Annotated in this window: 29 protein-coding genes; 17 read left to right on the top strand and 12 right to left on the bottom strand. The window is 64.1% G+C overall.

The window, feature by feature from the left end; genetic code table 11:
- The first annotated feature begins 10 nt into the window (after positions 1 to 10).
- The 9 genes from N2602_RS31150 to N2602_RS31110 all read left to right on the top strand — a co-directional run bounded on the left by N2602_RS31150 (position 11) and on the right by N2602_RS31110 (position 9,584).
- Positions 11 to 1,708 carry a methyl-accepting chemotaxis protein gene (locus N2602_RS31150; protein ID WP_260380467.1) on the top strand — a complete coding sequence of 566 codons (1,698 nt, stop codon included), beginning with the start codon at positions 11 to 13 and terminating at the stop codon, positions 1,706 to 1,708.
- Positions 1,709 to 1,773: 65 nt separating this feature from the next.
- Entirely contained in the window at positions 1,774 to 2,262 is a 489-nt protein-coding gene (locus N2602_RS31145) for a chemotaxis protein CheW (protein WP_100231558.1), read from the top strand.
- A 60-nt stretch (positions 2,263 to 2,322) separates the two neighbouring features.
- Positions 2,323 to 4,137, top strand: coding sequence for a methyl-accepting chemotaxis protein (locus N2602_RS31140; RefSeq protein WP_260380466.1), 1,815 nt, complete (start codon positions 2,323 to 2,325; stop codon positions 4,135 to 4,137).
- 134 nt (positions 4,138 to 4,271) lie between these two features.
- Entirely contained in the window at positions 4,272 to 5,126 is an 855-nt protein-coding gene (locus N2602_RS31135) for a protein-glutamate O-methyltransferase CheR (protein ID WP_260380465.1), read from the top strand.
- Positions 5,127 to 5,142: 16 nt separating this feature from the next.
- Entirely contained in the window at positions 5,143 to 6,234 is a 1,092-nt protein-coding gene (locus N2602_RS31130; protein ID WP_260380464.1) for a chemotaxis response regulator protein-glutamate methylesterase, read from the top strand.
- Positions 6,235 to 6,239: 5 nt separating this feature from the next.
- Positions 6,240 to 7,967: a chemotaxis protein gene (locus tag N2602_RS31125; RefSeq protein WP_260380463.1), complete on the top strand. Its 1,728-nt coding sequence runs from the start codon at positions 6,240 to 6,242 to the stop codon at positions 7,965 to 7,967.
- Positions 7,968 to 8,119: 152 nt separating this feature from the next.
- Entirely contained in the window at positions 8,120 to 8,563 is a 444-nt protein-coding gene (locus N2602_RS31120; RefSeq protein WP_260380462.1) for a hypothetical protein, read from the top strand.
- 154 nt (positions 8,564 to 8,717) lie between these two features.
- The gene (locus N2602_RS31115; RefSeq protein WP_172785732.1) at positions 8,718 to 9,002 is read left to right on the top strand and encodes a hypothetical protein; all 285 of its coding nucleotides are present in this window, start codon (positions 8,718 to 8,720) and stop codon (positions 9,000 to 9,002) included.
- A 135-nt stretch (positions 9,003 to 9,137) separates the two neighbouring features.
- Positions 9,138 to 9,584, top strand: a complete 447-nt coding sequence (locus N2602_RS31110) for a CHRD domain-containing protein (RefSeq protein ID WP_260380461.1) — start codon at positions 9,138 to 9,140, stop codon at positions 9,582 to 9,584.
- A gap of 45 nt (positions 9,585 to 9,629) precedes the next feature.
- Here N2602_RS31110 and N2602_RS31105 read toward each other — a convergent pair whose 3' ends face one another.
- The 4 genes from N2602_RS31105 to N2602_RS31090 all read right to left on the bottom strand — a co-directional run bounded on the left by N2602_RS31105 (position 9,630) and on the right by N2602_RS31090 (position 13,320).
- On the bottom strand, positions 9,630 to 9,995 hold the full coding sequence (locus N2602_RS31105; RefSeq protein WP_260380460.1) for a VanZ family protein: 366 nt from the start codon (positions 9,993 to 9,995) through the stop codon (positions 9,630 to 9,632).
- 97 nt (positions 9,996 to 10,092) lie between these two features.
- Entirely contained in the window at positions 10,093 to 11,685 is a 1,593-nt protein-coding gene (locus N2602_RS31100) for an EAL domain-containing protein (RefSeq protein WP_260380459.1), read from the bottom strand.
- 869 nt (positions 11,686 to 12,554) lie between these two features.
- Positions 12,555 to 12,686, bottom strand: coding sequence for a hypothetical protein (locus tag N2602_RS31095; protein WP_260383833.1), 132 nt, complete (start codon positions 12,684 to 12,686; stop codon positions 12,555 to 12,557).
- A gap of 217 nt (positions 12,687 to 12,903) precedes the next feature.
- Positions 12,904 to 13,320, bottom strand: a complete 417-nt coding sequence (locus tag N2602_RS31090) for a hypothetical protein (RefSeq protein ID WP_260380458.1) — start codon at positions 13,318 to 13,320, stop codon at positions 12,904 to 12,906.
- A gap of 404 nt (positions 13,321 to 13,724) precedes the next feature.
- On the opposite strand from N2602_RS31090, the gene N2602_RS31085 reads away from it, so the two are divergent.
- The 3 genes from N2602_RS31085 (at position 13,725) to N2602_RS31075 (ending at position 14,841) form a co-directional block, all read left to right on the top strand.
- Entirely contained in the window at positions 13,725 to 14,015 is a 291-nt protein-coding gene (locus N2602_RS31085; protein WP_260380457.1) for a hypothetical protein, read from the top strand.
- A gap of 41 nt (positions 14,016 to 14,056) precedes the next feature.
- Positions 14,057 to 14,473, top strand: coding sequence for a hypothetical protein (locus N2602_RS31080; protein WP_260380456.1), 417 nt, complete (start codon positions 14,057 to 14,059; stop codon positions 14,471 to 14,473).
- A gap of 89 nt (positions 14,474 to 14,562) precedes the next feature.
- On the top strand, positions 14,563 to 14,841 hold the full coding sequence (locus tag N2602_RS31075) for a hypothetical protein (RefSeq protein WP_260380455.1): 279 nt from the start codon (positions 14,563 to 14,565) through the stop codon (positions 14,839 to 14,841).
- 15 nt (positions 14,842 to 14,856) lie between these two features.
- Here N2602_RS31075 and N2602_RS31070 read toward each other — a convergent pair whose 3' ends face one another.
- Positions 14,857 to 16,065, bottom strand: a complete 1,209-nt coding sequence (locus N2602_RS31070) for a hypothetical protein (protein ID WP_260380454.1) — start codon at positions 16,063 to 16,065, stop codon at positions 14,857 to 14,859.
- A 185-nt stretch (positions 16,066 to 16,250) separates the two neighbouring features.
- Between N2602_RS31070 and N2602_RS31065 the strand changes: the two genes are divergently transcribed.
- Both N2602_RS31065 and N2602_RS31060 read left to right on the top strand, forming a co-directional pair.
- Entirely contained in the window at positions 16,251 to 16,493 is a 243-nt protein-coding gene (locus tag N2602_RS31065; protein ID WP_260380453.1) for a hypothetical protein, read from the top strand.
- 69 nt (positions 16,494 to 16,562) lie between these two features.
- Complete coding sequence (locus N2602_RS31060) at positions 16,563 to 16,805, top strand: hypothetical protein (RefSeq protein ID WP_260380452.1); 243 nt, start codon at positions 16,563 to 16,565, stop codon at positions 16,803 to 16,805.
- Positions 16,806 to 16,939: 134 nt separating this feature from the next.
- On the opposite strand, the gene N2602_RS31055 is transcribed toward N2602_RS31060, so the two are convergent.
- On the bottom strand, positions 16,940 to 17,266 hold the full coding sequence (locus N2602_RS31055; protein ID WP_260380451.1) for a hypothetical protein: 327 nt from the start codon (positions 17,264 to 17,266) through the stop codon (positions 16,940 to 16,942).
- Between the two features lie 343 nt (positions 17,267 to 17,609).
- Positions 17,610 to 18,002 (bottom strand): hypothetical protein, encoded by a 393-nt coding sequence (locus tag N2602_RS31050; protein ID WP_260380450.1) that lies wholly within the window; start codon positions 18,000 to 18,002, stop codon positions 17,610 to 17,612.
- 137 nt (positions 18,003 to 18,139) lie between these two features.
- On the opposite strand from N2602_RS31050, the gene N2602_RS31045 reads away from it, so the two are divergent.
- Positions 18,140 to 18,580: a hypothetical protein gene (locus N2602_RS31045; protein ID WP_260380449.1), complete on the top strand. Its 441-nt coding sequence runs from the start codon at positions 18,140 to 18,142 to the stop codon at positions 18,578 to 18,580.
- Here N2602_RS31045 and N2602_RS31040 read toward each other — a convergent pair whose 3' ends face one another.
- Both N2602_RS31040 and N2602_RS31035 read right to left on the bottom strand, forming a co-directional pair.
- Positions 18,581 to 19,243 carry a hypothetical protein gene (locus N2602_RS31040; protein ID WP_260380448.1) on the bottom strand — a complete coding sequence of 221 codons (663 nt, stop codon included), beginning with the start codon at positions 19,241 to 19,243 and terminating at the stop codon, positions 18,581 to 18,583.
- Positions 19,244 to 19,305: 62 nt separating this feature from the next.
- Positions 19,306 to 20,043, bottom strand: coding sequence for a metallophosphoesterase family protein (locus N2602_RS31035; protein WP_260380447.1), 738 nt, complete (start codon positions 20,041 to 20,043; stop codon positions 19,306 to 19,308).
- 193 nt (positions 20,044 to 20,236) lie between these two features.
- Here N2602_RS31035 and N2602_RS31030 point away from each other — a divergent pair, with 193 nt between their 5' ends.
- A complete protein-coding gene (locus N2602_RS31030; protein WP_260380446.1) occupies positions 20,237 to 20,863 on the top strand; it encodes a transglutaminase-like cysteine peptidase in 627 nt (208 codons plus the stop codon).
- Between the two features lie 11 nt (positions 20,864 to 20,874).
- Here the strand turns inward: N2602_RS31030 and N2602_RS31025 are convergent, their stop codons facing one another.
- The 3 genes from N2602_RS31025 to N2602_RS31015 form a co-directional block, all read right to left on the bottom strand.
- Entirely contained in the window at positions 20,875 to 22,146 is a 1,272-nt protein-coding gene (locus N2602_RS31025) for a hypothetical protein (protein ID WP_260380445.1), read from the bottom strand.
- 84 nt (positions 22,147 to 22,230) lie between these two features.
- Positions 22,231 to 22,506, bottom strand: coding sequence for a hypothetical protein (locus N2602_RS31020; protein ID WP_260380444.1), 276 nt, complete (start codon positions 22,504 to 22,506; stop codon positions 22,231 to 22,233).
- Positions 22,507 to 22,583: 77 nt separating this feature from the next.
- Positions 22,584 to 23,156, bottom strand: coding sequence for a hypothetical protein (locus N2602_RS31015; RefSeq protein ID WP_260380443.1), 573 nt, complete (start codon positions 23,154 to 23,156; stop codon positions 22,584 to 22,586).
- A 280-nt stretch (positions 23,157 to 23,436) separates the two neighbouring features.
- Between N2602_RS31015 and N2602_RS31010 the strand changes: the two genes are divergently transcribed.
- A complete protein-coding gene (locus N2602_RS31010; protein WP_260380442.1) occupies positions 23,437 to 24,639 on the top strand; it encodes a polysaccharide biosynthesis/export family protein in 1,203 nt (400 codons plus the stop codon).
- Positions 24,640 to 24,769 lie beyond the last annotated feature (130 nt).

The raw sequence follows: 24,769 nt of genomic DNA, 5'->3' as shown, positions 1-24,769 counted from the left end.
GGGGCTGCACATGCGATTTACGGTCAAGGCTAAGCTTGCAAGCGCGTTTGGCGTCGTCCTGGTGCTGTCCATGGCCGCAGGCGGCGTTGCGTACGTGAAGCTCAACGACATGATCGTCGCCGCAGAGGGGCTGGTCTCGCGTGCTTCACGAATAGCGCATGCCGCCGACCTTGAAAAAGGCATCCTGTTCCAGGTCCGCGCGGAAAAGAACGCGATCCTTGTGCCCGAGTCGGAATCCGAGAGGTTCCTCGCGGAGATCGCCAAGCTGCGCAGTGGTGTCCTCAAGACGAAGGACGAGATTTACGCGGTGGCGACGCCGGAAGGAAAGAAGCTTCTGGAACGGTTCGGCACCGCCTACGCCCGCATGAACGTGGTGGAAGACGACACGCTCAAGGTCGCGAAGACCGACAAGGTCAAGGCGACGGAGCTGTCGATGACGTCCGTCCGCAGCGCCGTTGGGGAATCGATGGAGGCTGCCGAGGCCTATATCGCTTACGTGAAGACGGCGATGGACGAGCAGACGGCCCATGCCCGCGAGGAGAGCAGCAGAGCGCAGTTCATGCTGATCGCATTCGTTCTCGGCTCGCTCGCGATCGGCATCATCGCGGCAGTCTGGATCTCCGTCAGCATCGCCCGCGGGCTTGGCCGCGCGGTTGATCTCGCCGGCGCGGTCGCGGCGGGAGATCTGAGCCAGACCATCAACACCGGCAGCAACGACGAAATCGGAGATCTCGTCAAATCGCTCAATCTCATGGTCGAGAAGCTTCGGCAGATCGTCTCCGAGGCGCTCACAGCGGCGCAGAACGTCTCCGCCGGCAGCCAGGAGCTCTCGGCAAGCGCCGAGCAGCTGTCGCAGGGAGCGACCGAGCAGGCCTCCTCGGCGGAAGAGGCGTCGTCCTCGATGGAGGAGATGGCGTCCAACGTCAAGCAAAACGCCGACAATGCCAACCAGACCGAGAAGATTGCGGGTCAGTCGGCGAAGGACGCGGAAGCCAGCGGCGCTGCGGTGAGCCGCGCGGTCGAGGCCATGCAGACGATCGCGGAAAAGATCACGATCGTGCAGGAGATTGCGCGGCAGACCGATTTGCTCGCGCTCAACGCCGCGGTCGAGGCCGCGCGCGCCGGCGAGCACGGCAAGGGCTTTGCCGTCGTCGCCTCCGAGGTGCGCAAGCTTGCCGAGCGCAGCCAGGCCGCGGCCGCCGAGATCGGCACGCTGTCGAGCGAGAGCGTGAAGGTCGCGCAGGAGGCGGGACAAATGCTGTCCAAGCTCGTGCCCGACATCAAGAAGACCGCGGAGCTGGTGCAGGAGATCACCGCGGCCTGCCGCGAGCAGGACGTCGGCTCGGCCCAGATCAATCAGGCGATCCAGCAGCTCGACAAGGTCGGTCAGCAGAACGCCAGCGCCTCCGAGCAGGTATCCTCGACCTCCGAGGAGCTCGCTTCGCAAGCCGAGCAGCTCCAGTCCACCATCGCGTTCTTCCGCATCGAGCATGCCGGGCGGGAGGAAGCTGCTTCGCTCGCGCCGATCGACCGCGCCGTCAGCCAGCTGCGGGCCAAAGCCGCGCACATGGCGGCGACGGATCGCGGCACCAGGAAGCCGGCCCCCGTTCGCAAGCCGGCCCGTGCGATGAAGGTCGCCGGTGGCGGTGGCTTCGCCTTCGACATGCATGACGGCGAGGACGAGCGCGACGCCGAGTTCCAACGCTGATCAGCCGGTCCGGCTCTCATGCCGGGCCGCATTCATTTGCAACCATCGGATCCCTGGACTGCATCATGGCCGCAACCTCGCAATATCTGACGCTCGGGCTCGCCGGCGAGACGTTCGGCATCAGCATCCGCAATGTCCGTGAGATCCTCGACATGCGGCCGATCTCGCGGCTTCCGCACGCCCCGAACTTCCTGCTCGGCATGATCGACGTGCGCGGCAGCGGCTATCCGATCGTCGACCTCCGGACCAAGCTCGGCCTGCCGAGCGTGCCGGCCACCGAAGCCACCCGCATCATCATCCTCGACGTGCCGATGAAGGACCGCCTGGTCGGCGTCGGCTTCGTCGCCGATTGCGTATTCGAGGTCACCGACATCGACGAGCAGGCGATCGAGCCCATCCCCGAGGTCGGCGGCAAATGGCAATCCGATTATGCCGCCGGCATCGGCCGCAAGGGCGAGAAGTTCGTCGTCATCTTCGACCTCGCCAAGCTGATGGCGAACGACAAGATTCCGGAAGGGCGCGACGCCGGTGCGGATGCGCCTCGCGCCGCCTGAGTTTGCGAGAGTGAAGCGTGGTCAAGCGTAAGCACCCCAATTCGAACCAACGAGACTGACATGAGATTCACCGTCAAAGCCAAACTTGCCAGCGCGTTCGGCGTCGTCATCCTGTTATCCATCATCGCCGGCGCGGTCGGTTACATGAAGCTGGCCGACATGGTCGGCACCACCGAAAGTCTGGTGAGCCGCGCGGGCCGCATGGAGAAGGCCTCCGGGCTCAAGGAGGGTATCCTCTTTCAGCTTCGCGCCGAGAAGAACTCCATCCTGGCTTCGGACGCCGAATATGACCAGTTCGTCGCGGACCTCGCCAAGACCCGTGAGCAGCTGCTGAAGCTCAGGGAGGAAATCCACGCCGCGGCCTCGGAAAACGGCAAGAAGCTGATCGACGGCTTCTCTGCTGCGTATTCCAAGATGAACGCCTATCAGGACGAGACGGTCAAGCTGGCCAGGACCGACAAGGCCAAGGCGATGGATCGTTCGATGCATGACGGCCGCAAGGTTGTCGCGGACGCGCTGGACGCGGCCAACGCCTACATCCTGAACGTCAAGAAGAACATGGCTGACCAGGCCGAGCAGGCCAGACAGGACGGCTCCCGCGCGGAGATCATACTGATGAGCCTGGTTCTCGCCTCGCTCGTGATCGCTGCCGTTGCCGCGACCTGGATCGCGCTCAATATCAGCCGCTCACTGGGGCAGGCCGTCGGGCTTGCTGATGCAGTTGCGATCGGCGATCTCAGCCGCAAGATCGAGTCCTCCAGCAATGACGAGATCGGCGACCTCATCAAGGCGCTGAATGCGATGACGGTGAACCTGAATGCCACGGCGGCGGTCGCCAACGAGATCGCACAAGGCAATCTCATGGTCGAAGCCAAGCCGCTGTCGGACAAGGACACGCTGGGTCTCGCGCTCGAGCGCATGGTCGAGAAGCTCCGGCAGATCGTGTCGGAAGCCTTGACCGCGGCGCAGAACGTCTCCGCCGGCAGCCAGGAGCTCTCCGCCAGCGCCGAGCAGCTGTCGCAGGGTGCGACCGAGCAGGCCTCGTCCGCCGAGGAGGCCTCCTCCTCGATGGAGGAGATGGCCTCCAACGTGAAGCAGAACGCGGACAACGCCAACCAGACCGAGAAGATCGCCGCGCAGTCCGCCAAGGACGCGGAAGCCTCCGGCGCCGCCGTGGGCCGCGCGGTCAACGCGATGCAGACCATCGCCGAGAAGATCACGATCGTGCAGGAGATCGCACGCCAGACCGACCTGCTCGCGCTCAACGCGGCGGTCGAAGCCGCGCGTGCCGGCGAGCACGGCAAGGGCTTTGCAGTGGTCGCCTCCGAAGTGCGCAAGCTCGCCGAACGCAGCCAGGCGGCTGCGGCCGAGATCGGCACGCTCTCGGCCGATACGGTGAAGGTCGCGCAGGAGGCCGGCGCGATGCTGGCGAAGCTCGTTCCCGACATCAAGAAGACGGCCGAGCTGGTCGAGGAGATCACCGCGGCCTGCCGCGAGCAGGACGTCGGTTCGGCCCAGATCAACCAGGCGATCCAGCAGCTCGACAAGGTCGGCCAGCAGAACGCCAGCGCATCCGAGCAGGTGTCCTCGACCTCGGAGGAGCTCGCCTCGCAGGCCGAGCAGCTGCAGTCGACCATCGCCTATTTCCGCATCGAGCAGGGCGCAAAGAGCCAGGCGGCCGCGCCGATCGACCGCGCGGTCAACCAGCTGCGCGCCAAGTCAGCCACCATGGCAGCCACCATGGCGGCGGCCGAGCGTCCGGCCAAGAAGCCGCAGGCCAAGCCGGCCCGCGCGCTGAAGGTCGCCGGCGGCGGCGGCTTTGCTTTCGACATGAACGACGGCGAAGACGACCGGGACGCCGAGTTCCAGCGCTGATTGTCTTTGTGGGATCGGCCTCCCAATTGGGGGCCGATCCATCTTCAGTCATTGCGTAGACGTGTAGGATTCAAGATGGCCCGTACGGCCCGACATTCAGTGCAGGCGGTCATCCTGGACCGGAGCGTGTGGCCATGATGCCCGCCCTGCAGGATACGGCCGTGCATCTGTCCGACCGCCATTTCCGGACCATCGCCGAATTGATCGAGAGCCAGGTCGGCATCAAGTTGCCGCAGGGCAAGCGGCTGATGCTGGAGGGGCGGCTGCACAAGCGCGTGCGTGCGCTGAACTTCTCCGGCCTCAACGAATATGTCGAGAACCTGTTCGAGGTGGATCATTTCGAGACCGAGTTGACCCATCTCATCGATGTGGTGACGACCAACAAGACCGACTTCTTCCGCGAGCCGCAGCACTTCACTTTCATGAGGGACGTCGCGGTCCCCGCTTTGCTCAGATCGCATGGACGCAAGGATGCCAACCTGAAGATCTGGAGCTCGGCGAGCTCCACCGGCATGGAGGCCTACACCACCGCGATGGTGCTGGACGACATGGCGCGGAACGGCTCGCGCTTCCAGTACCGTATCCTCGGCACCGACATCTCGACCGCGGTGCTACGCCTCGCCAGGACCGCGATCTACACCCGCGACGTGCTCGCGCCGGTGCCGGAGCCGTTCGTGAAACGCTATTTCTCGTCCTCGCGCGACAAATCGCGCGGCGAAGTGCGGATCATACCCGAGCTGCGGCGCGTGACGCACTTCATGAGGATGAACCTCATGGACAAGTCCTATCCCGTCGATCGTGACGTCGACATCATCTTCTGCCGCAACGTCCTGATCTATTTCGAGCGCGAGACCCAGCGCAAGGTGGTGGAGCAATTGTGCAGCCATCTGCGTCCGGGCGGCTATCTGCTGGTCGGGCATTCGGAGTCGATGATTCACAGTGCGGTGCCCGGGCTGAAGCAGGTTCAGCCAACCATCTTCCAGGTCTAGGCGGAGCGCAACCACAATGCCGAGGGAGAAAGTTCGCGTGCTGATCGTGGACGATTCGGCGTCGGTGCGCCAAATCCTGCTGACGATCCTGTCCGAAGATCCCGAGATCGAGGTGATGGCGACGGCGTCCGACCCCTTCGTTGCAGCCAGACGGCTCGAGAAGGAGCTGCCCGACGTCATCATCCTCGATCTCGAAATGCCGCGCATGGACGGCCTGACCTTCCTGCGCAAGATCATGGCGCAGCATCCGATCCCGGTGATCATCTGCTCCTCGCTGACGGAAGAAGGCTCGAACGTGATGTTCGAGGCGTTCGAGGCCGGTGCCGTCGACATCGTGCCGAAGCCGAAGATCGACACGCGGCAGGCGCTGCTCGAATGCTCGACGCGGCTGCGCGAGGCCGTGAAGTCGGCCGCGCGCGCGCGGGTGCGTCCGCGGGCGGAGCGCCGTGCCATCGAGAAGAAGCTGACCGCCGATGCCATCATCCCGCCGCCGGTGCAGGGCAGGGTGCGGCCGACCACGGAACGCATCGTGTGCATCGGCGCCTCGACCGGCGGCACCGAAGCGCTCAACGACGTCCTCGAGATGCTGCCGCCGCATTGCCCGCCGCTTCTCATCGTCCAGCACATGCCCGCGGGCTTTACCGCCGCCTTTGCCAGGCGTCTCGACGGCATCTGCCAGATCAGGGTCAAGGAGGCCGAGGACGGTGAGCCGGTGCTGCCGGGCTGGGCCTATATCGCACCCGGCGCGCGGCACATGCTGCTGCAGCGCATCGGCCTGCGCTACCAGATCGCGATCAAGGACGGCCCGCCGGTGTCGCGGCATCGCCCTTCCGTCGACGTGCTATTCCGCTCTGCCGCCCAGCATGCCGGCGCCAACGCCCTCGGCGTCATCATGACCGGCATGGGCGATGACGGCGCGCGCGGCATGCTGGAGATGAAGAAGCTCGGCGCCGCGACGCGCGCGCAGGATGAAGACAGCTCCGTGGTATTCGGCATGCCCAAGGAAGCCATCGCCCATGGCGGTGTCGAGAAGATCGTTTCGCTGCACCAGATCCCGCGCGAGATCATGCTCTGGTACCAGGCCGGACATCCCGCGGTGGCAGGCTGACGGCAATGTCGCTCATTCCGGCCAATACGCTCACCGAGGCGATCGCAGGGATCGAGGGCGTCTCCTCGCGCATCGAGGACGTGTTCGCGCGCGTCGGCCACGAGCTCGGACGCGGCCATCTCATCTTCAAGGAGCTGAACCAGGGTCTCGCGGCGCTTTCCGCCGAGCTCTCCGGCGCAGAGATCGAGGGCGCCGCGACGGCGCTGCAGGAGATCGCTGCGCGGCTCAGCGAGCTGGCGCAGGCGCTGCCGGCCGAGACCGCCCTGCTCGAGACCATCGGCAAGAGCACGGCGGAGGCGTCTGCTCTGCTCAAGCCGCTGTTCAAGCACATCCAGATGATCACCATCATCGCCCGCAGCGCGCGGATCGAGGCGGCCTCGCTCGACGGCGATCGCGAGGGCTTCCTCGCCTTCACGCAGGAGGCCTACGATCTCGGCAAGGCGGTGCAGGGCGCGATCGAGGGCTGCGCGCGCGATCAGCAGCGGCTGTCCGAGGCGGTCGCCACCGCATCCGGCCGGCAGAAGGAGTTCGAGGGCCGCTACCGCAATCAACTGGCGGCGGAGAGCGCCGAGCTCGGCTCCGCCTATGCCGGATTGCGCGATCAGCGCAGCAACAGCAGCCATCTCGCCGATCTCGCGAGCGCCAGCACCAGGAAGATCGCCGAGGCGGTCGGCAGCGCGATCATCTCCTTGCAGGCCGGCGACAGCACGCGCCAGCGCCTCGAGCATGTCGCTCACGGCCTCAGCTTCGCTTCGGGGCCCGCCCCGAGCCTCGTTCCCGAACCTGTCGCGAGCGAGGACGGCGCGCGCACGATCTGTCAATTGCAGGCGGCCCAGCTCAGGGATGCCCAACGCGAGTTCGGCGGCGACATCGGCCAGATCGTTCGCGCGCTGACCGCCATCCTGCACGACGCGGGCAGTGTCGTCGGCCACGGCCGCACGTTGTTCGGCGGCGAGGATGGCAGCTCGTCATCGTTCCTGGCGCGCATCAAGCAGACGCTGGCGCACGCCTCGACGCTGATCGTGACTTGCGAAAGCGCCGGCCGCTCGGTCGACGAGGCGCTCGCGATCGTCGAGGACACGCTCACCAAATTTCGCCAGGCGATCGCCGGGCTCGCCGAGGCGACCGTCGACATCACGCTGATCGGCATGAATGCGGGTCTCAAGGCCAGCCATCTCGGCAGCCGCGGCAGCGCCTTCGTCGTCATCGCCAACGAGCTGAAGGCCACCGCCGACCAGGTCTCGCTGGGCGCGGGACGTTTGAGGCCCGTGCTCGACGGCATCGAGCGCTCGGCGAGGGAGCTGAAGCAGCTCCGCGTGCAGGGCGATCCCACCCGGCTCACCCAGCTCGAGCCGCAGATTCTCCAGGCGCTGCGCGAGGTCGAGGCCGGCAATGAACGGCTCGGCAAGCTGATGAGCCGGCTCGTCGATGAAGGTGCGGAATTCGAGCGGCTGATGAATTCGGCGCAAGGCCTGATGAGCACGCTCGGCGAAGGTTCCGCGGCGTTGCCCGCGGTCGCTGCGCGGCTCGAGACCGCGAGCGCGGGCGGCCAGAAGCCGCGGCCGCAAGCGCAGGACGAAGCGATGCTCGATGCGCTGTTCGCGCGCTACACGATGGAGCGCGAGCGGGACGTCCACCGCCAATTCCTGCAGACGCTCGGGCTGACCTCGGTTGCCACCGCATGCCGGGCCGAGGCTGTCGAGGCTGCCGACGACGGCATCGAATTGTTTTGACGGTGCCGCGGGCACCGCCTCGCGGCGCCCTGCAGCAATTGACGGATTGGTTTTGCAGGGCATTAACCGTGGCGGAATGCTCGCCGTGTCGGTCATTGTCGCGGCTCGAGCTTCGTTGCAAATACGCGTGGAAATCACGGGTGGATGTTTCCATGCTGAAAGAGGGCAAATACGCGGCGTGGTTCAGAACCGCGCACGCGCAAGGCACGGGTATCGTGCATCTGGCCCAGGGACGAATCTCGGGCAGCGACAGCTTCTTCAACTATGGCGGCTCCTATCAGTTCGAGGACGACCGGCATTTCACGGCCGTCCTGACCACGCGGCGACATGCGGACGGGCCGCCGACCGTGTTCGGGCTCGACGAGGTCGAGGTCGAGCTCTCCGGCGTCTATAGTGGTGCGATGGCGACCTGCTCGGGAACGGCCCGCGAAGCGCCCGGCGTGAGCTTCGAAGTGACGCTGATCTACAGCCAGGAAGAGGCGCCGGCTCCCGACGCCCGGGGCGCGGTCGTCAAGCTCAAGGCCGACAAGCTGCCCAAGAGGCTCGACAGCCGTTCACGGCCGCGGCATCGGTTCACGACGGGTTCGCCGAAGTAAAACCGGATCGGCAACAATTCCGCGCAATTCCATTCGCGCCCGCCGCCCGGTTAGCATCGCATTGACGTTGTTGTCCCGAATTCGCGCTGCAGCAACTCTGCCTTTAGAAGCGAGAGCTATCCAGTCCGCGATCGATCGAGTGTGGTGGAAGAACATGCCTCAAATCTGGATGACATATGACGAGCTCGGCGCGCTTTGCGGCTGCGGTGCAACGGAAGCCCGGAACCGCGCCATCCATCTGTCGCTCGATCGTCGCAAGAGCCGCGACGGCGCAACGCGCGTCAAGCTCGATCTGGCACTGACGGCCAAGTTCTTCGCGTCGGTTCGCGAGGCGGATTTCGATCTCGACTGCGCCATTGAAGCGCTGCACGACACCCACCGCCAGATGGCCGAGCTCCTGGTTCCCTCGGGGCGTCACACGAGGCGCGGGGCGGCTTGAGCCGACGCGTGATGCGCTTGTGAAGGTCTAATTCCCGCAAGCGTTGTCCCGAATCAGCATAAGCTCTGTGGTGGAATGTCCGGCAGTCCTCGGTGTTTTCATCGCGGGACGAGCAGAATCGGCAGGAGGAAGTGCATGAGCAAAGCCGTGTGTCGACGGTCCGTGGCGCTGTTGGGAGCGCTGGCGCTGGTCGGAGGCGTCAGCGCGACGGGCGGAACGGCCGGTGCGGAGGTCGTGAAGCTGCAAGCGGAACTCAAGGGAAGCAACGAGGTGCCGCCGAACAGCTCGACCGGATCGGGCAAGGCGGAGGCGAGCTACGACACTGAAACGAAGGTCCTGACCTACGTCGTCACCTTTACCGGGCTGACGGGACCGGCGATGGGAGCGCATTTTCACGGCCCCGGCCAGGCCGGGAAGAATGCCGGCATCGCCCTGCCGTTCAAGACGGCGCAAAGCCCGATCCAAGGCAGCGCCACCCTCACCGACGCGCAGGCGGCAGATCTGTTGGGCGGAAAATGGTACGCGAACATTCACACCGCCGCGAACCCAGGCGGTGAGTTGCGCGGTCAGATGATGAAGTGAGGAGCGTGGCGCCCGGTCATTGCGCGGAGGCAAAGGCTCGCCGCTTCAGGACGGTGGTCTGGGCAGGAACGCCAGGATCATCTGTGCGAGCATGACGCCCACGGTGCCTCCTGCCGCCTTCTGCAGCACGTCGAGAAAGCCTGGATCGCGGTCGGGCATGAACGCTTGCATCAGCTCCAGCCCCATGGCGACCGCGATGACGAGCGAGCATGCCAGGCTGAACCGTCCCGGCAGCAGGAACGACAGCAGGAAGCCGAGCAGGCCATAGGCGCTGAAGCGCTCGATCACGACGACCCAATAGGCCTCGTGGTGCCCTAGCAGCGCAGGCCGTCCCGACAGCTTCGCCAGCGTGGCATAGACGATCAGCGCCAGACAGATGCTCGCGGCTGTTATGAGGTGGCTCCTGCGCATGGCCCCAACATACAAGCTTGCTCGCCGCTCCGGTTTGAAAGCGGAAAATATCGTTAGAAAGTATCGTTAAGGCCTCGGCGGCTATGAGCGCCGGCAATCAGGCCACCAAAGCCGTCGTACCGGATGTCGCCGCGCCCGACTGCGCAACCCGGCGCGACTCGAGGAGCTCATTGAATTTTGCGGCGGGCAGGGGCGGCGCAACCAGATAGCCTTGGCCTTCCTCGACGCCGGAGGCGAGCAATGCGCGCAGCTGCTCCTCGGTCTCGATGCCTTCCGCGACCACGCTCATATTGAGGTCTTTCGCGAGCGCCACCAGCATTTCCACGATCGTGGTCGTCGATGCGTCCACCGTGATCGTGTCCACGAAGAACTTGTCGATCTTGATCGTGTCGGCGCCGAGGCCCTTCAGCCGCGACAGTCCGCTATGGCCGACGCCGACGTCGTCGATGGCGACGCGGAAGCCGCGGTCGCGCAGCTCGGCCACGACCGAAGCGGCGCGCGCAAGATCGTCCAATTCGTCGCGCTCGGTGATCTCGACCACGATCTGGCGCGCGGAGATGCGTGCCGTCAGAACCGTGCGCCGCAGCGTTTCGACGAAGCCCGCACTCAGGAGGTGCTTGGGCACGACGTTCAGCGACAGCTTGAAATTCTTGTCGGCCCTGAGCAATGGCCTGAGCTCGGTGAGCGCCGATCCCAGGATCTGCCAGGTCATCGCCTGGATGCGTCCGCTGGATTCGGCGAGCGGAATGAAATTCATCGGCGGGACGACCGAGCCATCGCGGCGCAGCCAGCGAACCAGAATCTCGCAACCCTTGATCCGACCGGTCCGGAGGTCGAAGATGGGTTGGTAATATGGCTTGAATTCGCCGGCCGTCAGCGCCCGGTCGAGATCGGCGACTGGTCCCTCCATGCGACGGCTGCGTGCCAGCAGGATGCCGAAGATCGCGCCAAGTCCGAGGGCCACTGCGAGCGTGGGCCAATAGGCCTCGTTATTCCAGCTCGACAGCACCGCGTGCTCGAGCTGGATCGTGGCATGAAGCGGCAGCCGAGCGGACGTCCGCTCGAAGCTGATCGGCGCCGGCAGAGACTTGCCGGCGTCGGTCTGGAATTCGCCGAGCTTCTCGCCATTGCTCAAGGCGAGGATCACCTGGCTGTGCGCGCGCAGCTCGGCCGGCATGATATCGAACAGGCTGGCATTGATGCCGACAATGGCGACCAGAGCGGAGCTGCCATCGACGTCCCTGAGCACACCCAAGGCGTCGCCGCCGAACTGCTCGACGCGGAACAGCGAAAGCGTCTTGTCGCGCGAAGGCAGCATGTCGCGGCGGTCCACCCATCCCTTGTCGAATTCGAGCGTCTCGGAATAGGCCGAGCAGATCACCGAGCCGTCCGGCTTGACCAGGCGGACGTCCTTGATCGCCGAGCGCTGGTATACGTGCAGGCGGATGGCTTGCAGCGCCGCCGGCTCGCAGCTGGCGAAATTGCGTCGCGCGAGCTCGTCCAGGCTGCCCGCGGCAAAATCGACCGCAAGCTCGGATCGGCGCAGAACGACCTCGGTCAACTCGTTGAGCTGATGGCCCTGTTGGTGACCGATGACGGCCTTCGCGGCGAAATGGCCTGCCAGGGCGAACGCCGCCGTGCTCGCAAGCACGAGCGCCGCAAACGGCAGACTTGGTCGCAGCAATCTCATCCGGTTCAGGCGAAATCGGGCTGGGGTAAACTCGAGCAGGCTTGGAAATTGATCCTAGCCAGCGGGGGCTAAGATAGGGTTTAACCGGCAGATCGGCCCGGAAAGGCCCGCCCGAGCGATGCCCTGGCCAACGGTCCGGCGGCTCGGGGCTAGAACCAAGCAAGGAAAGTTGAGCAGCATGATCAGGACGTTAAGTTTCCTCCTGGCGTTGACGATTGGGAGTTCCGTTGCCTCCGCACAGGGGACCAAGGACACGCCATCGGGCACGCAGCCGACGTCCGCGACGCGCAGCGGTACGGGCACGAATTCCGGATCGGACCCGATGGGCGGAGCCTTCAAGGGAACGGGGACGCCCAGCTACGGAACCAGTCCCGGGATGGGATCTCAGAAGAAGACGCAAAATTAGGTCGCGGCGGCGGGGGCAGGTCACCGCAGGCGACCCGCCCCATCGACCCTTACTGTCCGAGGCGATGGCGGACGGGAACGACCCAAGGGCGGCTGATGTGGGGCGCCGCGGAATCGCGGGTGGCCCGCAGCCGGAGCACCACGAAGGCGATGTTGATCGCCAGCCAGACCAAGATTGCGGAAATGGCAAAGTGGAGCACTGCCAGACCTCGCTATAAGACCGGAGGCCAACATCCGAAGGTTGAATTAGTTCCCCGCCCGGAGGCGCCACCTTTGCCGCACTGCGGCAAGAATTCAAACGTCTTCGCCGGGGGCGTTCTCTGAAGAGGGCTCGGCGCTGGCGTCTGCGAAGCCGCTCCTATGCTTCGGCCCCGTGACGGCCCACTCGCTCATCGGCGACATCGTTGCTCGCTCATTGCAGCGGCCGCGATGAAGCCAAGGCGAGCGCCGTTGCAATTCTACGATCAGCTCTTCTTGGCCGTCTTCGACTTCAAGGAAAGACCAAGCCGCAACGCCATGCGCTTGATCGCATCAGGCGAGCGCCCGAGAGCTTTCGCTGCTTGCTCCAGCGAGGCAGAAGACTTGGCCAGCTCCATGAGCCGGCGATCTTCCTTGAACGACCAGGGCCTGCGCGCCATAACCGAAATGATCCTCTCGTCAACACAACGACAAAGCCGCCAAGCGGACCCATGTGCGCTCGACGGCTTTGCTTGGGTGGGGCCGAGCTTGGGGGAGCCCGGTGCGAGATGGATAAGCGATCGGTGAGACTTCGCAACAAACAACGCGGATTAAGCTAACCCCTCAACCTTACCGCTAGGAAATCGGCGTGCTGCGCTCCGTATGACCACGGTGTTTCGCCCATGAATCCGTTTTCGCCGGCGAATCCGAGACGTGGCGCAACGACGTTGCGGCGATGATCGAGCCGCTCCCGCCGGTAACATTTTGAAGCGCATTGAACGAAGGTTCATGGCGTCGACGGATCGAATTCTGGCAAAAAGAACAGGATTGCACCGCATGCCGACCAATCTTCAAGCACCAGGTTGCACAAACTTCATCTGCGTCTGACAAAAGTTTCAGCGCGGCCGATCTTGAAGTCGACGCAACGAAAAGACGAGAATGAGCGCGGGAGGTACGTTCCGGCAAACGTGGGACTATTTCATATGCTTGCAATTCTGGTTTTGATTTCGATTTTTGCAGCTGGCTTTGGCTGCGGCTATGGCGTACGGGCATGGCGCTCGCGCAAGCGATCGGCACGATTTCGTCTCTATGCGCCCTACACGCCGGCAGCGATGAACGCCAAGCAGAGCGAGCATCCATCGTAGTGGCACGGCCGTGGACGCAATGTGAGCCCATGCTGATCCTGCCGTGCAACCGGGTCGGATAAACCATGCGCAGTTAGGTTAACGTGGTGCGGCTCTTGAGAGCCTGGGAAAGGCAAACTAGAACGTAGCAATTGATGGCGAGACTTAGCCGCCTCCATATTTTTCGCGGCTCGCACAGGTGGGCGTGAATGGTGTATTTGATTGCGTTGCTGGGCGCGACTTGCGTCCTCGTTTTGATCGCGTTTGTTCGTAGCTTTGAGCGGCGGCTGAAGGATCGTCCGGGGCCTTGGATCATGAACGAAGGCCCTGCGCATGACTGACCAAAGGCACAACGCGCCGCGCAGATATTTCGTCGACGCCCAAGGGCATCGTGTGCTGATCGGCCTGTCTGCGGGGGAGACGGCGGAATTCGAGGCACTGGATCTTGCATCGGACGAGACAGGGCAATTCGCGTCCGAGGTCGGTGCACGGGCAGGAGCCGCTGCGAACGGCGAAGTCCGCTGGCTCGAGCTCTATTCCAAGCACGAACGAGCTTGGCGGGCGTGGATTGCACAAAGCCAGGCCGGACGGGCGCCGGATTCAGGATTTGTTAACTACGTCTGACCGATGGTACCCGTCTGGATCTCGTATGTGGGATGGCCCGGATGTTTCAGCTGTTCCTGAGAGCGCGCGCACACAATCTTCTCGGCACCCGCCGCGAGGACAAGACCTTTAAAGCCCGCTCCGTCGAGCGCGATGCGGAGACCGACCGCGTGCGGATCGGAGCCGTTTTGGCGGCGATCGAAACGGCCTTGCAGGAGGCGGAGAGGGAGCAGGCCGGGCTCAACCGGCGTGTCGACGATGCCCTTGCGCGCGCCTCCGTGACCTTCGGAAACGGCACCGATGAATATCTGGAGCGCGAGGCGCTCGATAATTACCATCAGGACCTGTTCGCGGCCGACATCTCGAACGGTCAGCGCCGGCTCAAGGAATTGGCGAGCAGCATTGCCCACCTGAAGTTCGTCAAGACTGCAATGCTCACGCGCTTTCCGGATTTCAAGTCGCCGCAGCTCAACAGCTAGTGTTGGGATATTGCCGCGCTTTGCGGTTTGGCGCCTCGTTCCTTTTTGCTATGGTCCGGCAAGCATTCAAGGACTGAAGGAGCGACGAAGTGTCGGTCAAGAATCTGCGGACATTGGTTGGGCTGGCATGCGCATTGACCGTGGCGGTGCCGGTGACGGCCTCGGCCATCACCGTCGAAGTGGCGCGGGCGTGCGACGCGGCGGTGGCCAAGGCCTTTCCGCCGAGACAAATCGGCAACCCCGCAGCGGGGAGCACCAAGGGTACGGCCAAGGACCAGCGCGAATACTTCCAGAAATGCGTCGCCAACAACGGCAAGGTCGACGACATGCCGGCGGAGGCGCCCAAGGACAGCAAGCCGTCAAAATAACGAATAGAAAGTCGGCTAGCGTCGCGGCGGCGGGCAGGGCGAATAGAACGCGCCGTTGATCGCGTTGATGCGCTCGACGCATTGGTTGGGATCGGTGATCGTTCCCGCCACCGTGAAGTCGTAGCCCATGCCCTTGACCACGACGATGTAGCGGCCCGGTGCGAGCGTGAAGCCGTCCTGCTCAGGCTGCAGCAACAGCATTCTCGACTGGTCGTCGATCGGACCTACCTTGTAAGGGTAGGACATGCTGCGGATGACCCAGGAATCGCCGGCGCTGACCATTGCGGCCTTGCCGGTGGCATCGACGCCCATGGCGCGGGAGACCTTTGCGATCACCCGAACTTCGGTCCCGCCGGCCTCGACACCCCCGTCGGGCCTGAACACGATGAATTTGACATCACCGTCCGGCACTGTGGTCACGCTCGGCGTGTTGATGGCGGCCGAGATCGCGACGCGCCGGTCCGGGATTTTTCCGGGTACGGGCTTGAGTTCATGGAGCTGGCCCTCGCTCAGGGCGTAGACGCCGAACGTCGTCGGCAAGGGCATCGAGGGGTGCGCCGCCGGTGCCGGCTCCTTGGAGCTCTCCAACATCCGTTCCGGGGTCTCGCCCCCCGCGGGGGGCGGGGCCGCGCTCGGTTGCGGCTCGGGACTGTTCGGCGCGCGCTCGGAGAGCCGTGCGACCTGCGACAATGCGCTCAGCTGGGTCTTCAGCCGTGGCCAATAGACGATCGCGCTGCCGGCCACGGCGATCAGCAGCAGGATGGCGAGCAATCGAACCGGGGAATTGAAGGCTCCGCGCCGCTTGGGACGGTCGAGCGAACTTGGCGGCAGTGTGGGACGACCGGGTGTCTCGACAACTGGCGGACTTGCTGGGGCAGGCGAGGTGGCCGGCGTCGGAATGGGCGGAGGTCCAGCGGACTTTACCGGCGCGGAAGTCGCCACGCCTGCCGCGGCAGCCTTCTCCGCCGAGGCGGCGCCGTTTCGCTCAAAGGACCGTTCGACCTCCCGGATGGCGCGTTCGAGGACTTTCTGGAGCTCCCGCGCTTCCCGCGCATCGGCGTGGGTGAATTGTTCCAGAAGCTTGACGCGCGCCAGCTCGTAGACGACATCCCGCATCTGTCTGGGATCGTCGGAGATTTCGCGGATCCGCTCCGACAACAGGCGGACCAGTCCGGCCTTGATCTCTTGCGCCTTCGAGGCGTTGGTGTCGCCGGTCTCGGTCATCAAGACCGATCAACTAGCCCGGATAGTGCTGTTTCGCTAGGTTTTTCCGCCGGAGACGCCGCTGGGCGGAGCGGCTTGCGCGCCGATGACGGCGGCCGCGGAGGCCGCTCGTGTCTGTCGAAGATGCTTGCTTTTGGGAGAAAACCTGTGACATTTCGCGCAGCTCCTCATTCTGGTGTTCGACCATGCGCGGTGTACTGGCAGTCCTCTCGGTTCTGACGTTCCTGGCTTCGCCTGCGCTCGCGCAAGGGACCAAGGATCAGGCCAACACCACGAGCTCCAGCATCATCACGACGCCGACGAAGAAGACGCAGACCAATCAGGCTGCCTCGCGGCCGACGGCAGTCCGGCATGTGACGGGACTTCCGGCCGGAAAGTCGGCCCAAGGCGTCTGGCGCGACGGCAAGCTGGTCGCCGTTCCCCGCTGAGGCGGCCGCCCAACGAACCGTGAAGGAACGGTGATCGCCTCCCTGACGTTCTTGCTCGGGAGATATCGTATGAAACGACCTGTTCTGATCGCAATCGCGTTGCTTGTACCCGCCGCGGCCTGGGCCCAGGGCGTCAACGACGCCTCGACGCCCAATCGCAACGTGATCATCGTCAATCCGTCGCAGCCCGCGCCCCCCAACGCGACGCGGAACATCCCGAGCCGGATCGAGCCGCCCGTCACGACCGGCAGCGGACGTGCCCGGCCGTATTACGGCAACAGGACCCGAGGCAGCACGTCCAGCCATCGCTAGAGCATGATCCGGAAAAGTGCGAAGCGGTTTTCCGGAAAGATCATGCGCAAACAACAACCTAAAGCGCGATGACGATTCATCCAGATCTCATCGCGCTTTAGCCGTGCCGTCCACCGTTCGGCGGCATTCTCGCGCTATTGCGGGTTGACCTCGACCTCCAGGGTCGACGTCCCTGCGTCGTGCCGGTTCTTGCCCGAGATCAGCAACGTGAACTTGTCGGTGCCGCGCGTCTGGTTCTCGGCCGAATAACGGAAGCCGGACCCGACCACCGCCAATTGTCCCCGTGAGGGTCCGCTCACGACCGAGACGTTGAAGATCTGCATGTACGACCAGCGCAGGCCCTGGATGCAGTCGGCGCCAGGCGCTATCGTCATTGTCCATTTCACGGTGTCGTGCGCCAACGCGAACGGGGTCCGCTCCTTGATGCAGAGCGGGCTGGCGTGCGCTACGGATCCAGCCAAGGCGGACGCCGCAACGGCAACACTCGACAGCAATACGGGTCTTGCACGCATGCTCGGCAACTCCGTCAGCGAATGCCAAATCTAGCAGCGATGGCCTAACGAGAGCTTAGAACCGAGCGCTCGTGCTCGAGGCGCTCATCCGATGCTGATTGCAGATGGGTCCATCATCGGTCAGCCTCTCGCCAGATCATGCCATCCTAGCCCTGTTTTGCCCGACGGATCAAATCGAATTTCGGAAAACACGTAAGCCTTTGATTTGGCTGGGGCCGGCTACTGTGCATGGGGTTGTTTTTCGCTTTTTGATTCAGGGCGGGGCCCCTGGGTCTCAAATTCCCGTGTTCGATCACGGCCCGCTCGGTGTCATTCCGCCGCCGGCGGGGAAGTTGCTGGACTTGAGCGTCATTCCGCTGACCCGAAAGCGGACGTTTCCAGCCAGATAGAGATAGTCCGAAGTGGTGCTGCCTACCGTTCGGACCTCGACATAGGTCAGCGTGATCGAGCCGACGCTGGGCGTTACCTGTGTGATGTCGACGTAACGGGCTCCGGGGAAAAGCTTCTGGTCGAGGCCGTAGAAGATCTTTTCCCGCTCGGACCACAGCACGAAGTGGCCGCCGGCCTTCTGATCGACCGCCTCGTACTGGGTATGGATGACTTGCGGATATTCGATCTGGCCGGCTCGCGCCGGTTGCGCACTGACGCAGATCATCAACATCAGCAAAGCAATGATACGGGCCACGGTCAAAATCCCCAAGGCTAAAGCGGAAATCTTGCCCGCGAATTCGCTTCCTTGCAATTGGCAAAGAGATAGACTGAAAGCTCGCGCCGAATGTTTCCGGCCGATCGTCGTTCTTATGTGCTTTTGGATTTGTCGATATGCGAACCGATCAATTGCCAGATGACGGACGCCGGCTGACGGCACGGGCTGGCGCAGTCCTGACCCTTGCCGGCGCGCTCGGTCTTGGTCTCATCAATCCGTCCGTGTGTCTTGCTCAGAGCGACCCCGAGCCCGCGCTCCGCGACTATCTTCCGCCGAGCGAGCCGGAAGTCTCGCGCGACGAATGGCGGCAGCGCATCGAGGAGGCGCGGCGCCGTGCCAAAGAGGTTGCGCGGGAGCGGCGCGAGCATCCGGAGCTCTACAAGCCGATTCCGGAAGATCCGGACCTCGTCGCGACCGAACGCCTGCTTCACGACGACAGCCTGCAGCCAGGCGACATCGTCAAGACCAAGAAGGGCATGTTCGTCTACCAGGGAAGACCCGACCAGCCGCGCCGCGATCAGGATTTCGTGCCGGTCAGCCCGAAATCGGTGCGCTAGTCAGTACCGCCGCAAGATCTCGTTGAATTTGGGATCGCTGACTTTCGTGGTCTCCAGCAGCAGCGACTTGCCTTGCGGAATTGCCTGCACATAGGCCGCGATCAGCAGCGGCTCGTAGCGGGAGCGATTGGCCAGCGCGGCGCGGATGTCGGATTGCGCCAGCAGCCTGATCTCCTCGTCGGCTGCGGCGGCGCTCGAGGTCACGGTGCGGACGCGCGCGAAGGCGACGTCGATCGGCACCGATCCGGTCAGGTAGGACATCTTCACCGCGGGTGTGACCGGCTCGCCGGCCTGGGCCTGCAGCGTGCCCAGCGTGAGCCAGAGCGCCGGCCTGATCGGCGAGATCTTCAAGGCCGTGACGACGGCGGCCTGGGCCGCCTTGTTCTCGCTGACCCTGCCGGGCGCGTCGGATGAAGGACGATGAAGAACGTCAGCGGCCTTGGCCGCCGCGTAATTCGCGAGCAGCTCGCCATCCAGCGAAACCGATGCCAGAACGCCGCCGGCCGCCAGCTTGGCCTTCTCAGGGGGAATCTCGCCCGAGAACAAATCGCTGGCGCGAAAATCCGGCCGGACGAAATCGCTGTAGAACGCCATGGCCGCATGAAGCGCCAAGAGGACCGCGGCGCAAACGCCGACGACGCGAAGCAGGATCATGCGGATCATGGTGAAATCGACGAGGCCTGTGAGGGCGGAGCGAACATAGAATTGAAAGGAACGCGAGGACCCTATATTGCCATCAGACTATCGCCCTGGATCGTCAGCAGCGTCAAGTTGCCGGTCGCATAGGCGCCGGTGTCGATATTGATGCGGTTCGGGCGGATATCGGGCGCGCTGACCGGCGTATGGCCGTGAACGATGTATTTGCCGAAGCGCTCCTCGGAGGCGAGGAATTCTTCACGGATCCAGAGCAGGTCCTCGTCCTTCTGGCGCTCGAGCGCGATGCCCGGCTTGATGCCGGCATGGACGAAGAAGAAGTCGCCGCAGGTAAAGGACGAGGGCAATTGCTGCAGGAAGGCGAGGTGCTCGGGCGGGATCACGCGCTTCAATCCTTCGATCAATTCGACCTGTTGCTCCGCAGACGGATTCATGGTCGGTGTGATGCCGTAGGAGACCAGCGTCAGGAGACCGCCATAGTGCCGCCACTCCTGCAGGCGGGCGGGGTCCTTGAGTACCTCGAGCAGGAACACCTCGTGGTTGCCCTTCAGGCAAACCGTCTCGTGCGATTTCGAGCGTTCGATCAACAGATCAAGCACGGCGCGCGAGTCCGGGCCGCGGTCGACATAGTCGCCGAGAAAGACCTGAATGGCGCGCTCGGGGGCGGAGCGGGACAGATCGGCGTCGATGACGGTTAACAGCGATTGAAGCAGATCGGCGCGGCCGTGCACGTCGCCGATGGCATAGACGCGAACGCCGTCGGGAAGCCGCGGCTTGGTCTTCTTGCGAAAGCGTGAGGAAAGGCCCATCAGGTCGGTCGAATCGCATCCAGCGTCACGAGCGGAACGTCGTGACCGCTCTTAGCAGAACAAGTCACACATCGGTATTCTTAATTCTCCCTGATCAACGCGCCTGCATTTTGATTAAAGCATCGCGCGACCTTTGAGCCGTATTTCAAGAGGTCTCGCGTAGCGTCTCCCCAACAAGAACGGGGAGCGCGACATGCGCAAAGTTGTAAAGTTCCTGGCGGCCGTCGCCGCCATCGTCGTTGCTACGGGGGTGCAGCGGAACGCGGAAGCCGCCTTTGTCGGGGCACCCTTGGGGCTGCGCGGGGCTATCCAGTACATCAAGTTCGACCAGCCGACGCTGCCGCCGATGGCGTTCACTCTCTTTTGCCTGAAGTACAAGGACGAGTGCAGGCCGCGGCCGCAGCAGATCGTGTTCCGGGGCGGCCGGCTGAAGCTCACGGCCGAGCGGCTGGCGCACATGCAAGAGGTCAACCAGCGGGTCAATACCGCGATCCGTCCTGAGGCCAATCTGGAAGGGCTGCGCGGCGAGAAGTGGCTGCTGCATCCGGCAAGCGGCGACTGCAACGACTACGCTGTGACAAAACGCCACGAACTGATCGCCAAGGGCTTTCCGGCGCGCTCGGTGCTGCTCAGCGAGGTCGTCACCACCTGGGGCGAGCATCATCTCGTGGTGGTGGTGAGGACTTTCTCCGGCGACCTCGTGCTGGACAATCTCTCCGGCCACATCGTGCCGTGGTCGAAGAAGCCCTATCGCTGGGTCCGCATTCAGTCGCCCAAGAATCCGAACTATTGGGCCTCGCTCGGCGATCGCGCGGTCTGATGATCGGGCTTCTATCGTGATCCGGCTTGGCTGACGCTCTGCGATAGGCCGAGGCCCACGATCATCGAAAGACAGAGGATTGCTGCCGGGTGCAGCAATCCGGGACCTGCGAAGCTCTGAACCAGCGCAAACAGAACACAAGCCGCGGCTGCCGCGGGGAAGAACGAGTCGCGTCCGCGCTGCAAAGCGCCGAAGAACAGCCGCACCAGAGCGATCAGGCCTGAGAGCACCGCGACGGCAAGACCAATCGCTCCCATGCCGGCGAAGATCGCTGTCGCCGTCGACGGTGCCGTCAAGGCCGCACCGGCATCGCTCTGATAGATCCTGCCGAGGGCCGAAAAGGACCCTGCGCCCGCGCCGAACCAGCGTGTATCCGCCAGCATCCGCTCCAGCGCCGCGCGCGTTTCCGCGCCCATGTCGGGGACAAGCCGCATGAGGATCGGCCCGGAGCTCTGCTCGAACAGGAAGGTCAGGACAATGGCCGCCCCGATCAGCGCAGCCGCGGCCAACGCACCAGCCGCCAATGGCGACAGATCAAGCCGGCGGATGACGAGGATCAGCAGGATCAACACAACGCCGAAGCCTGCCGCGATCGCATTGTTGGTCCCGGCAAAGGCAAAGATCGCGGCTGCACTGATCAAGGCTCCCGCAAGACCCAACAGGCCAAGCACGACCGAGCGAAGCAGCGAATGACGCGTTTCGGCCCGCTCCGCGGCAAGCTGCATGACCGCAAGATTCAGGATCAGGCCGAAGCCGGCCAAACTTGTCGCCAGCTCGGACGTTGCGGTGCCCGCAAGTGCCGGCGAGAGCCGATGCAAATCCAGCGTCAAGGCCGCGACGGCGGTGACGCCACTGAGGACAAACAGGACCAGCTCGGCGCGGCTCCGATCGCGGACGACCACAACCGTCACGCCCAGCAGCGCGATCGCTGCCAGCGCCAGCATCAATGCGTTCAGGGTCAAGCCGAGATCGGCGGTGATCGGCCCGAACGAGAGGCCGCCGAGACCCTCGTGGGCGCTGGCCCAGATCGGATGCGCAAGGCGCAGCGGAAGTGGGATCAGCTGGGCCGCGATGCACAGCGGAATCGCGATCAGGATCCAACGGCCCCAGGAGGTGGCACGGACATAGTGCTCGTAGTCAGCCTTTCGTGCGCTGAAGGCGGCGGCCAGCAGACTTAGCGCAGCGGCCATCGTCCCGAGCTGCGCCCCCAATGTGGCGCCGGCGATTTCGAGAGCGGAAGCGGAAACGACGGAGACGATGAGGGCAAAATAAGCGAGGGACAAACGGCGCGCTCGAAGCGAATCCTGAAACGGTCAGGTCACCATACAAGCGAGCGGTGCGTTTTCAAACAGAGGCCTGCGTCACGATCAGCGGTTCGCCCTGACCGGTCGACCGAAGACGCGCGTCGCGCGTGCGGCGGCAAGGGCAAAGCGCGCCCCCGAACCGAAGAGGTAACCGCCCTGGAGGGCAATGGCGGCGAACACCGCAGCCTTCAGGCCTTCAAGGACGCCAAGGCTGGTCATCATGCTGACCGGCAGCATGGTGAGCACCAGCGCCAATGTGACCGGCAGGAGCACGAACACGCGAAAGCGTTGGCCCAGCACGGCACCCGTGAGAAAGCTGAAAATCAAAAAGGCAGTCATCCGAAACACTCCCCCGTGCTTCGGACCCTAGGTTCCCCACCCTAAAAAGACCCTTAAGTTGTATGGCTAAATTCGGCCTATTGGCCGCAATTTGCCAGCAGCGAATTGTAGGCTTCGCGCAAGCCGTTCAGTGCCACCAGACCCTTGATCTCGCTGTCGCCTTCCCTGACCACCACGGACAGAGAGGCCGTGGTCTGCCACTTGCCGGCGGCAAACGCCGAGACCTCGTCGGGCAACAGCACGGCAGCGCCCGCCGCGGCCATGCTGCCTTCGAAGCTCAAAGTGCCGCCGCTGCTCGCCGCAATGGTCACCTTGGGGTGGCTGCGGGGCGGGAAGGGCCGGATCAAGGCCACGAGCACGTCGATCTTGCCCTTCGGAGCGCAGCGGACGATCAGGCCGGCGAAGTCCGGGTCCGACTGGGTGGTATCCGCGGTCTTCGTGATCGCGGCGAAGCTCTCGCCGTCCTTGGCCCCCTGGGTCCGGCTGAATTTCCAAACGGACGTGGACGCAGGAGCGGCCACCTCCACGACGGCCGCGCCGCGACACAACGCCCCCGCGCTGCCAGGGCAGGGGACGGCGGGGCCCCATGCGCGATCGGCCGCGCCAAGGAGGGAGCTCGCCAACAGCGGGATCAGAAAGAGGCCAGACACGGGGAGTTCCTATCCTTAACAACCCAGACTTAGCAGACGGCCGCGAGGTCAAGAAGTCTTGCGCCCGACACATCGAGCCCTTGAGTCGGGCGGTTTGCTCACCGATCGGGCACACGAAATACAACAAATAGTCACAAAGACTTAAACCGAGCCCCAAACAGTGGCCCGCACGCAACAGTAGCCGACTGATCGCTCCGTTAACTACCGGGAACCCTTGTCGCACCACCCCCTAGGCCGTACCAATCAAGGGCTAATTGGGGTCTCCTGGGGCGCGCGATTCATGCATTCATTTGCCAAGTCATATCTTTTCAAGCCAGCATTTCTGGCCGCCGCGTTGGCGCTCGGAGCCTGCTCGACCAATCCCGGCTCGGGTCCGCTGACGGACGACGTCAACAACAAGATCCAGACTGAAAACGCGCCGGCGTACGAGCTGGTGCCGCTCAATCCGGCAACCGTGAAGATCCTGCACACCCATGAGCCCAAGGGCCTCGCCGGTGTGTTCACCGACCGCCGCCCGCCCGCCAGCATCGTGTTCGGCATTGGCGACGTCGTCAGCGTCACCATCTTCGAAGCCGCCGCAGGCGGTCTGTTCATCCCGGCGGAAGCCGGCGTCCGTCCGGGTAACTATGTGACGATCCCGGATCAGTCGGTCGACAATGACGGCTTCATCACCGTGCCCTATGCCGGTCAGATCAAGGCGGCGGGCCTGACGGCGGTCCAAATCCAGCGCGCGATCGTCGAGAGGATCGGCAACCGCGCCATCGAGCCGCAGGCGGTCGTGGCGATGTCCTCGCAGCGCACCCAGCTGATCAGCGTGCTCGGCGAAGTCAATTCGCCGGCGCGTTACCCGGCGAGCGCAGCGGGTGCGAAGGATCGCGTGCTCGATGCGATCACCCGCGCCGGCGGCATCAAGGGCCAGGGCTTCGAGACCTGGGTCATGCTGGAGCGTGGCGGACGGCGGGCGACCGTGCCGTTCGAAAACCTCGTGATGGCGCCCGAGAACAACGTCTATGTGCGTCCCGACGACAGCATCTACGTCTATCGCGAACAGCAGAAGTTCCTGGCGTTCGGCGCCAGCGGCCAGAGCGGCGAGTTCAACTTCGATGCCTGGCGCATCAACCTCGGCGAAGCCGTCGGCAAGGCCGGTGGTCTCCTGGACGGCCAGGCCGATCCCGCGTCCGTGTACCTCTATCGCCGCGAGCCGCGCGAGGTTGCGGCCCAGCTCGGCATCGACGTGAGCAAGTACACCTCGGAGACGATCCCGGTCATCTTCAACGTCAACTTCCGCGATCCGGGCGGCTTCTTCCTTGCGACCAAGGTCATGATGAAGAACGGCGACATCATCTACGTTTCGAACTCGCGCAACGTCGAAGTTGCCAAGTTCCTGAACTACCTGCGTGTGATCATGGCGACCGGCGGAGACGCGGTGAACCTCGCCAACGATGCGCTGATCTTCCGCAACAACATCAAGCTGGCGCCGTAAGACGCCGACTTGATCGACCAAACGCGATGGCACCGGGGCCTTGTCCCGGTGCCATTTTCGTTTAGCAATCGAGGCGGTTCTGCTGTGGCGACGAGCCCGGGAGCTGTCATCGGTCACCCCGCGGTCTTGC

Origin of the sequence: Bradyrhizobium sp. NC92 (assembly GCF_025200865.1) — a bacterium.
Taxonomy (GTDB): Bacteria; Pseudomonadota; Alphaproteobacteria; order Rhizobiales; family Xanthobacteraceae; genus Bradyrhizobium.
The sequence above is the reverse complement of the archived record's forward strand: the minus strand, read 5'-3'. Positions and strand labels throughout refer to the sequence as shown.

Coding starts and splice junctions, on each gene's coding strand:
- N2602_RS31150 (WP_260380467.1), top strand. CDS start 11: ATGCGATTTACGGTCAAGGCTAAGCTTGCAAGCGCGTTTGGCGTCGTC.
- N2602_RS31145 (WP_100231558.1), top strand. CDS start 1,774: ATGGCCGCAACCTCGCAATATCTGACGCTCGGGCTCGCCGGCGAGACG.
- N2602_RS31140 (WP_260380466.1), top strand. CDS start 2,323: ATGAGATTCACCGTCAAAGCCAAACTTGCCAGCGCGTTCGGCGTCGTC.
- N2602_RS31135 (WP_260380465.1), top strand. CDS start 4,272: ATGATGCCCGCCCTGCAGGATACGGCCGTGCATCTGTCCGACCGCCAT.
- N2602_RS31130 (WP_260380464.1), top strand. CDS start 5,143: ATGCCGAGGGAGAAAGTTCGCGTGCTGATCGTGGACGATTCGGCGTCG.
- N2602_RS31125 (WP_260380463.1), top strand. CDS start 6,240: ATGTCGCTCATTCCGGCCAATACGCTCACCGAGGCGATCGCAGGGATC.
- N2602_RS31120 (WP_260380462.1), top strand. CDS start 8,120: ATGCTGAAAGAGGGCAAATACGCGGCGTGGTTCAGAACCGCGCACGCG.
- N2602_RS31115 (WP_172785732.1), top strand. CDS start 8,718: ATGCCTCAAATCTGGATGACATATGACGAGCTCGGCGCGCTTTGCGGC.
- N2602_RS31110 (WP_260380461.1), top strand. CDS start 9,138: ATGAGCAAAGCCGTGTGTCGACGGTCCGTGGCGCTGTTGGGAGCGCTG.
- N2602_RS31105 (WP_260380460.1), bottom strand. CDS start 9,995: ATGCGCAGGAGCCACCTCATAACAGCCGCGAGCATCTGTCTGGCGCTG.
- N2602_RS31100 (WP_260380459.1), bottom strand. CDS start 11,685: ATGAGATTGCTGCGACCAAGTCTGCCGTTTGCGGCGCTCGTGCTTGCG.
- N2602_RS31095 (WP_260383833.1), bottom strand. CDS start 12,686: ATGGAGCTGGCCAAGTCTTCTGCCTCGCTGGAGCAAGCAGCGAAAGCT.
- N2602_RS31090 (WP_260380458.1), bottom strand. CDS start 13,320: ATGCCCGTACGCCATAGCCGCAGCCAAAGCCAGCTGCAAAAATCGAAA.
- N2602_RS31085 (WP_260380457.1), top strand. CDS start 13,725: ATGACTGACCAAAGGCACAACGCGCCGCGCAGATATTTCGTCGACGCC.
- N2602_RS31080 (WP_260380456.1), top strand. CDS start 14,057: ATGTTTCAGCTGTTCCTGAGAGCGCGCGCACACAATCTTCTCGGCACC.
- N2602_RS31070 (WP_260380454.1), bottom strand. CDS start 16,065: ATGACCGAGACCGGCGACACCAACGCCTCGAAGGCGCAAGAGATCAAG.
- N2602_RS31065 (WP_260380453.1), top strand. CDS start 16,251: ATGCGCGGTGTACTGGCAGTCCTCTCGGTTCTGACGTTCCTGGCTTCG.
- N2602_RS31060 (WP_260380452.1), top strand. CDS start 16,563: ATGAAACGACCTGTTCTGATCGCAATCGCGTTGCTTGTACCCGCCGCG.
- N2602_RS31045 (WP_260380449.1), top strand. CDS start 18,140: ATGCGAACCGATCAATTGCCAGATGACGGACGCCGGCTGACGGCACGG.
- N2602_RS31040 (WP_260380448.1), bottom strand. CDS start 19,243: ATGATCCGCATGATCCTGCTTCGCGTCGTCGGCGTTTGCGCCGCGGTC.
- N2602_RS31035 (WP_260380447.1), bottom strand. CDS start 20,043: ATGGGCCTTTCCTCACGCTTTCGCAAGAAGACCAAGCCGCGGCTTCCC.
- N2602_RS31030 (WP_260380446.1), top strand. CDS start 20,237: ATGCGCAAAGTTGTAAAGTTCCTGGCGGCCGTCGCCGCCATCGTCGTT.
- N2602_RS31020 (WP_260380444.1), bottom strand. CDS start 22,506: ATGACTGCCTTTTTGATTTTCAGCTTTCTCACGGGTGCCGTGCTGGGC.
- N2602_RS31010 (WP_260380442.1), top strand. CDS start 23,437: ATGCATTCATTTGCCAAGTCATATCTTTTCAAGCCAGCATTTCTGGCC.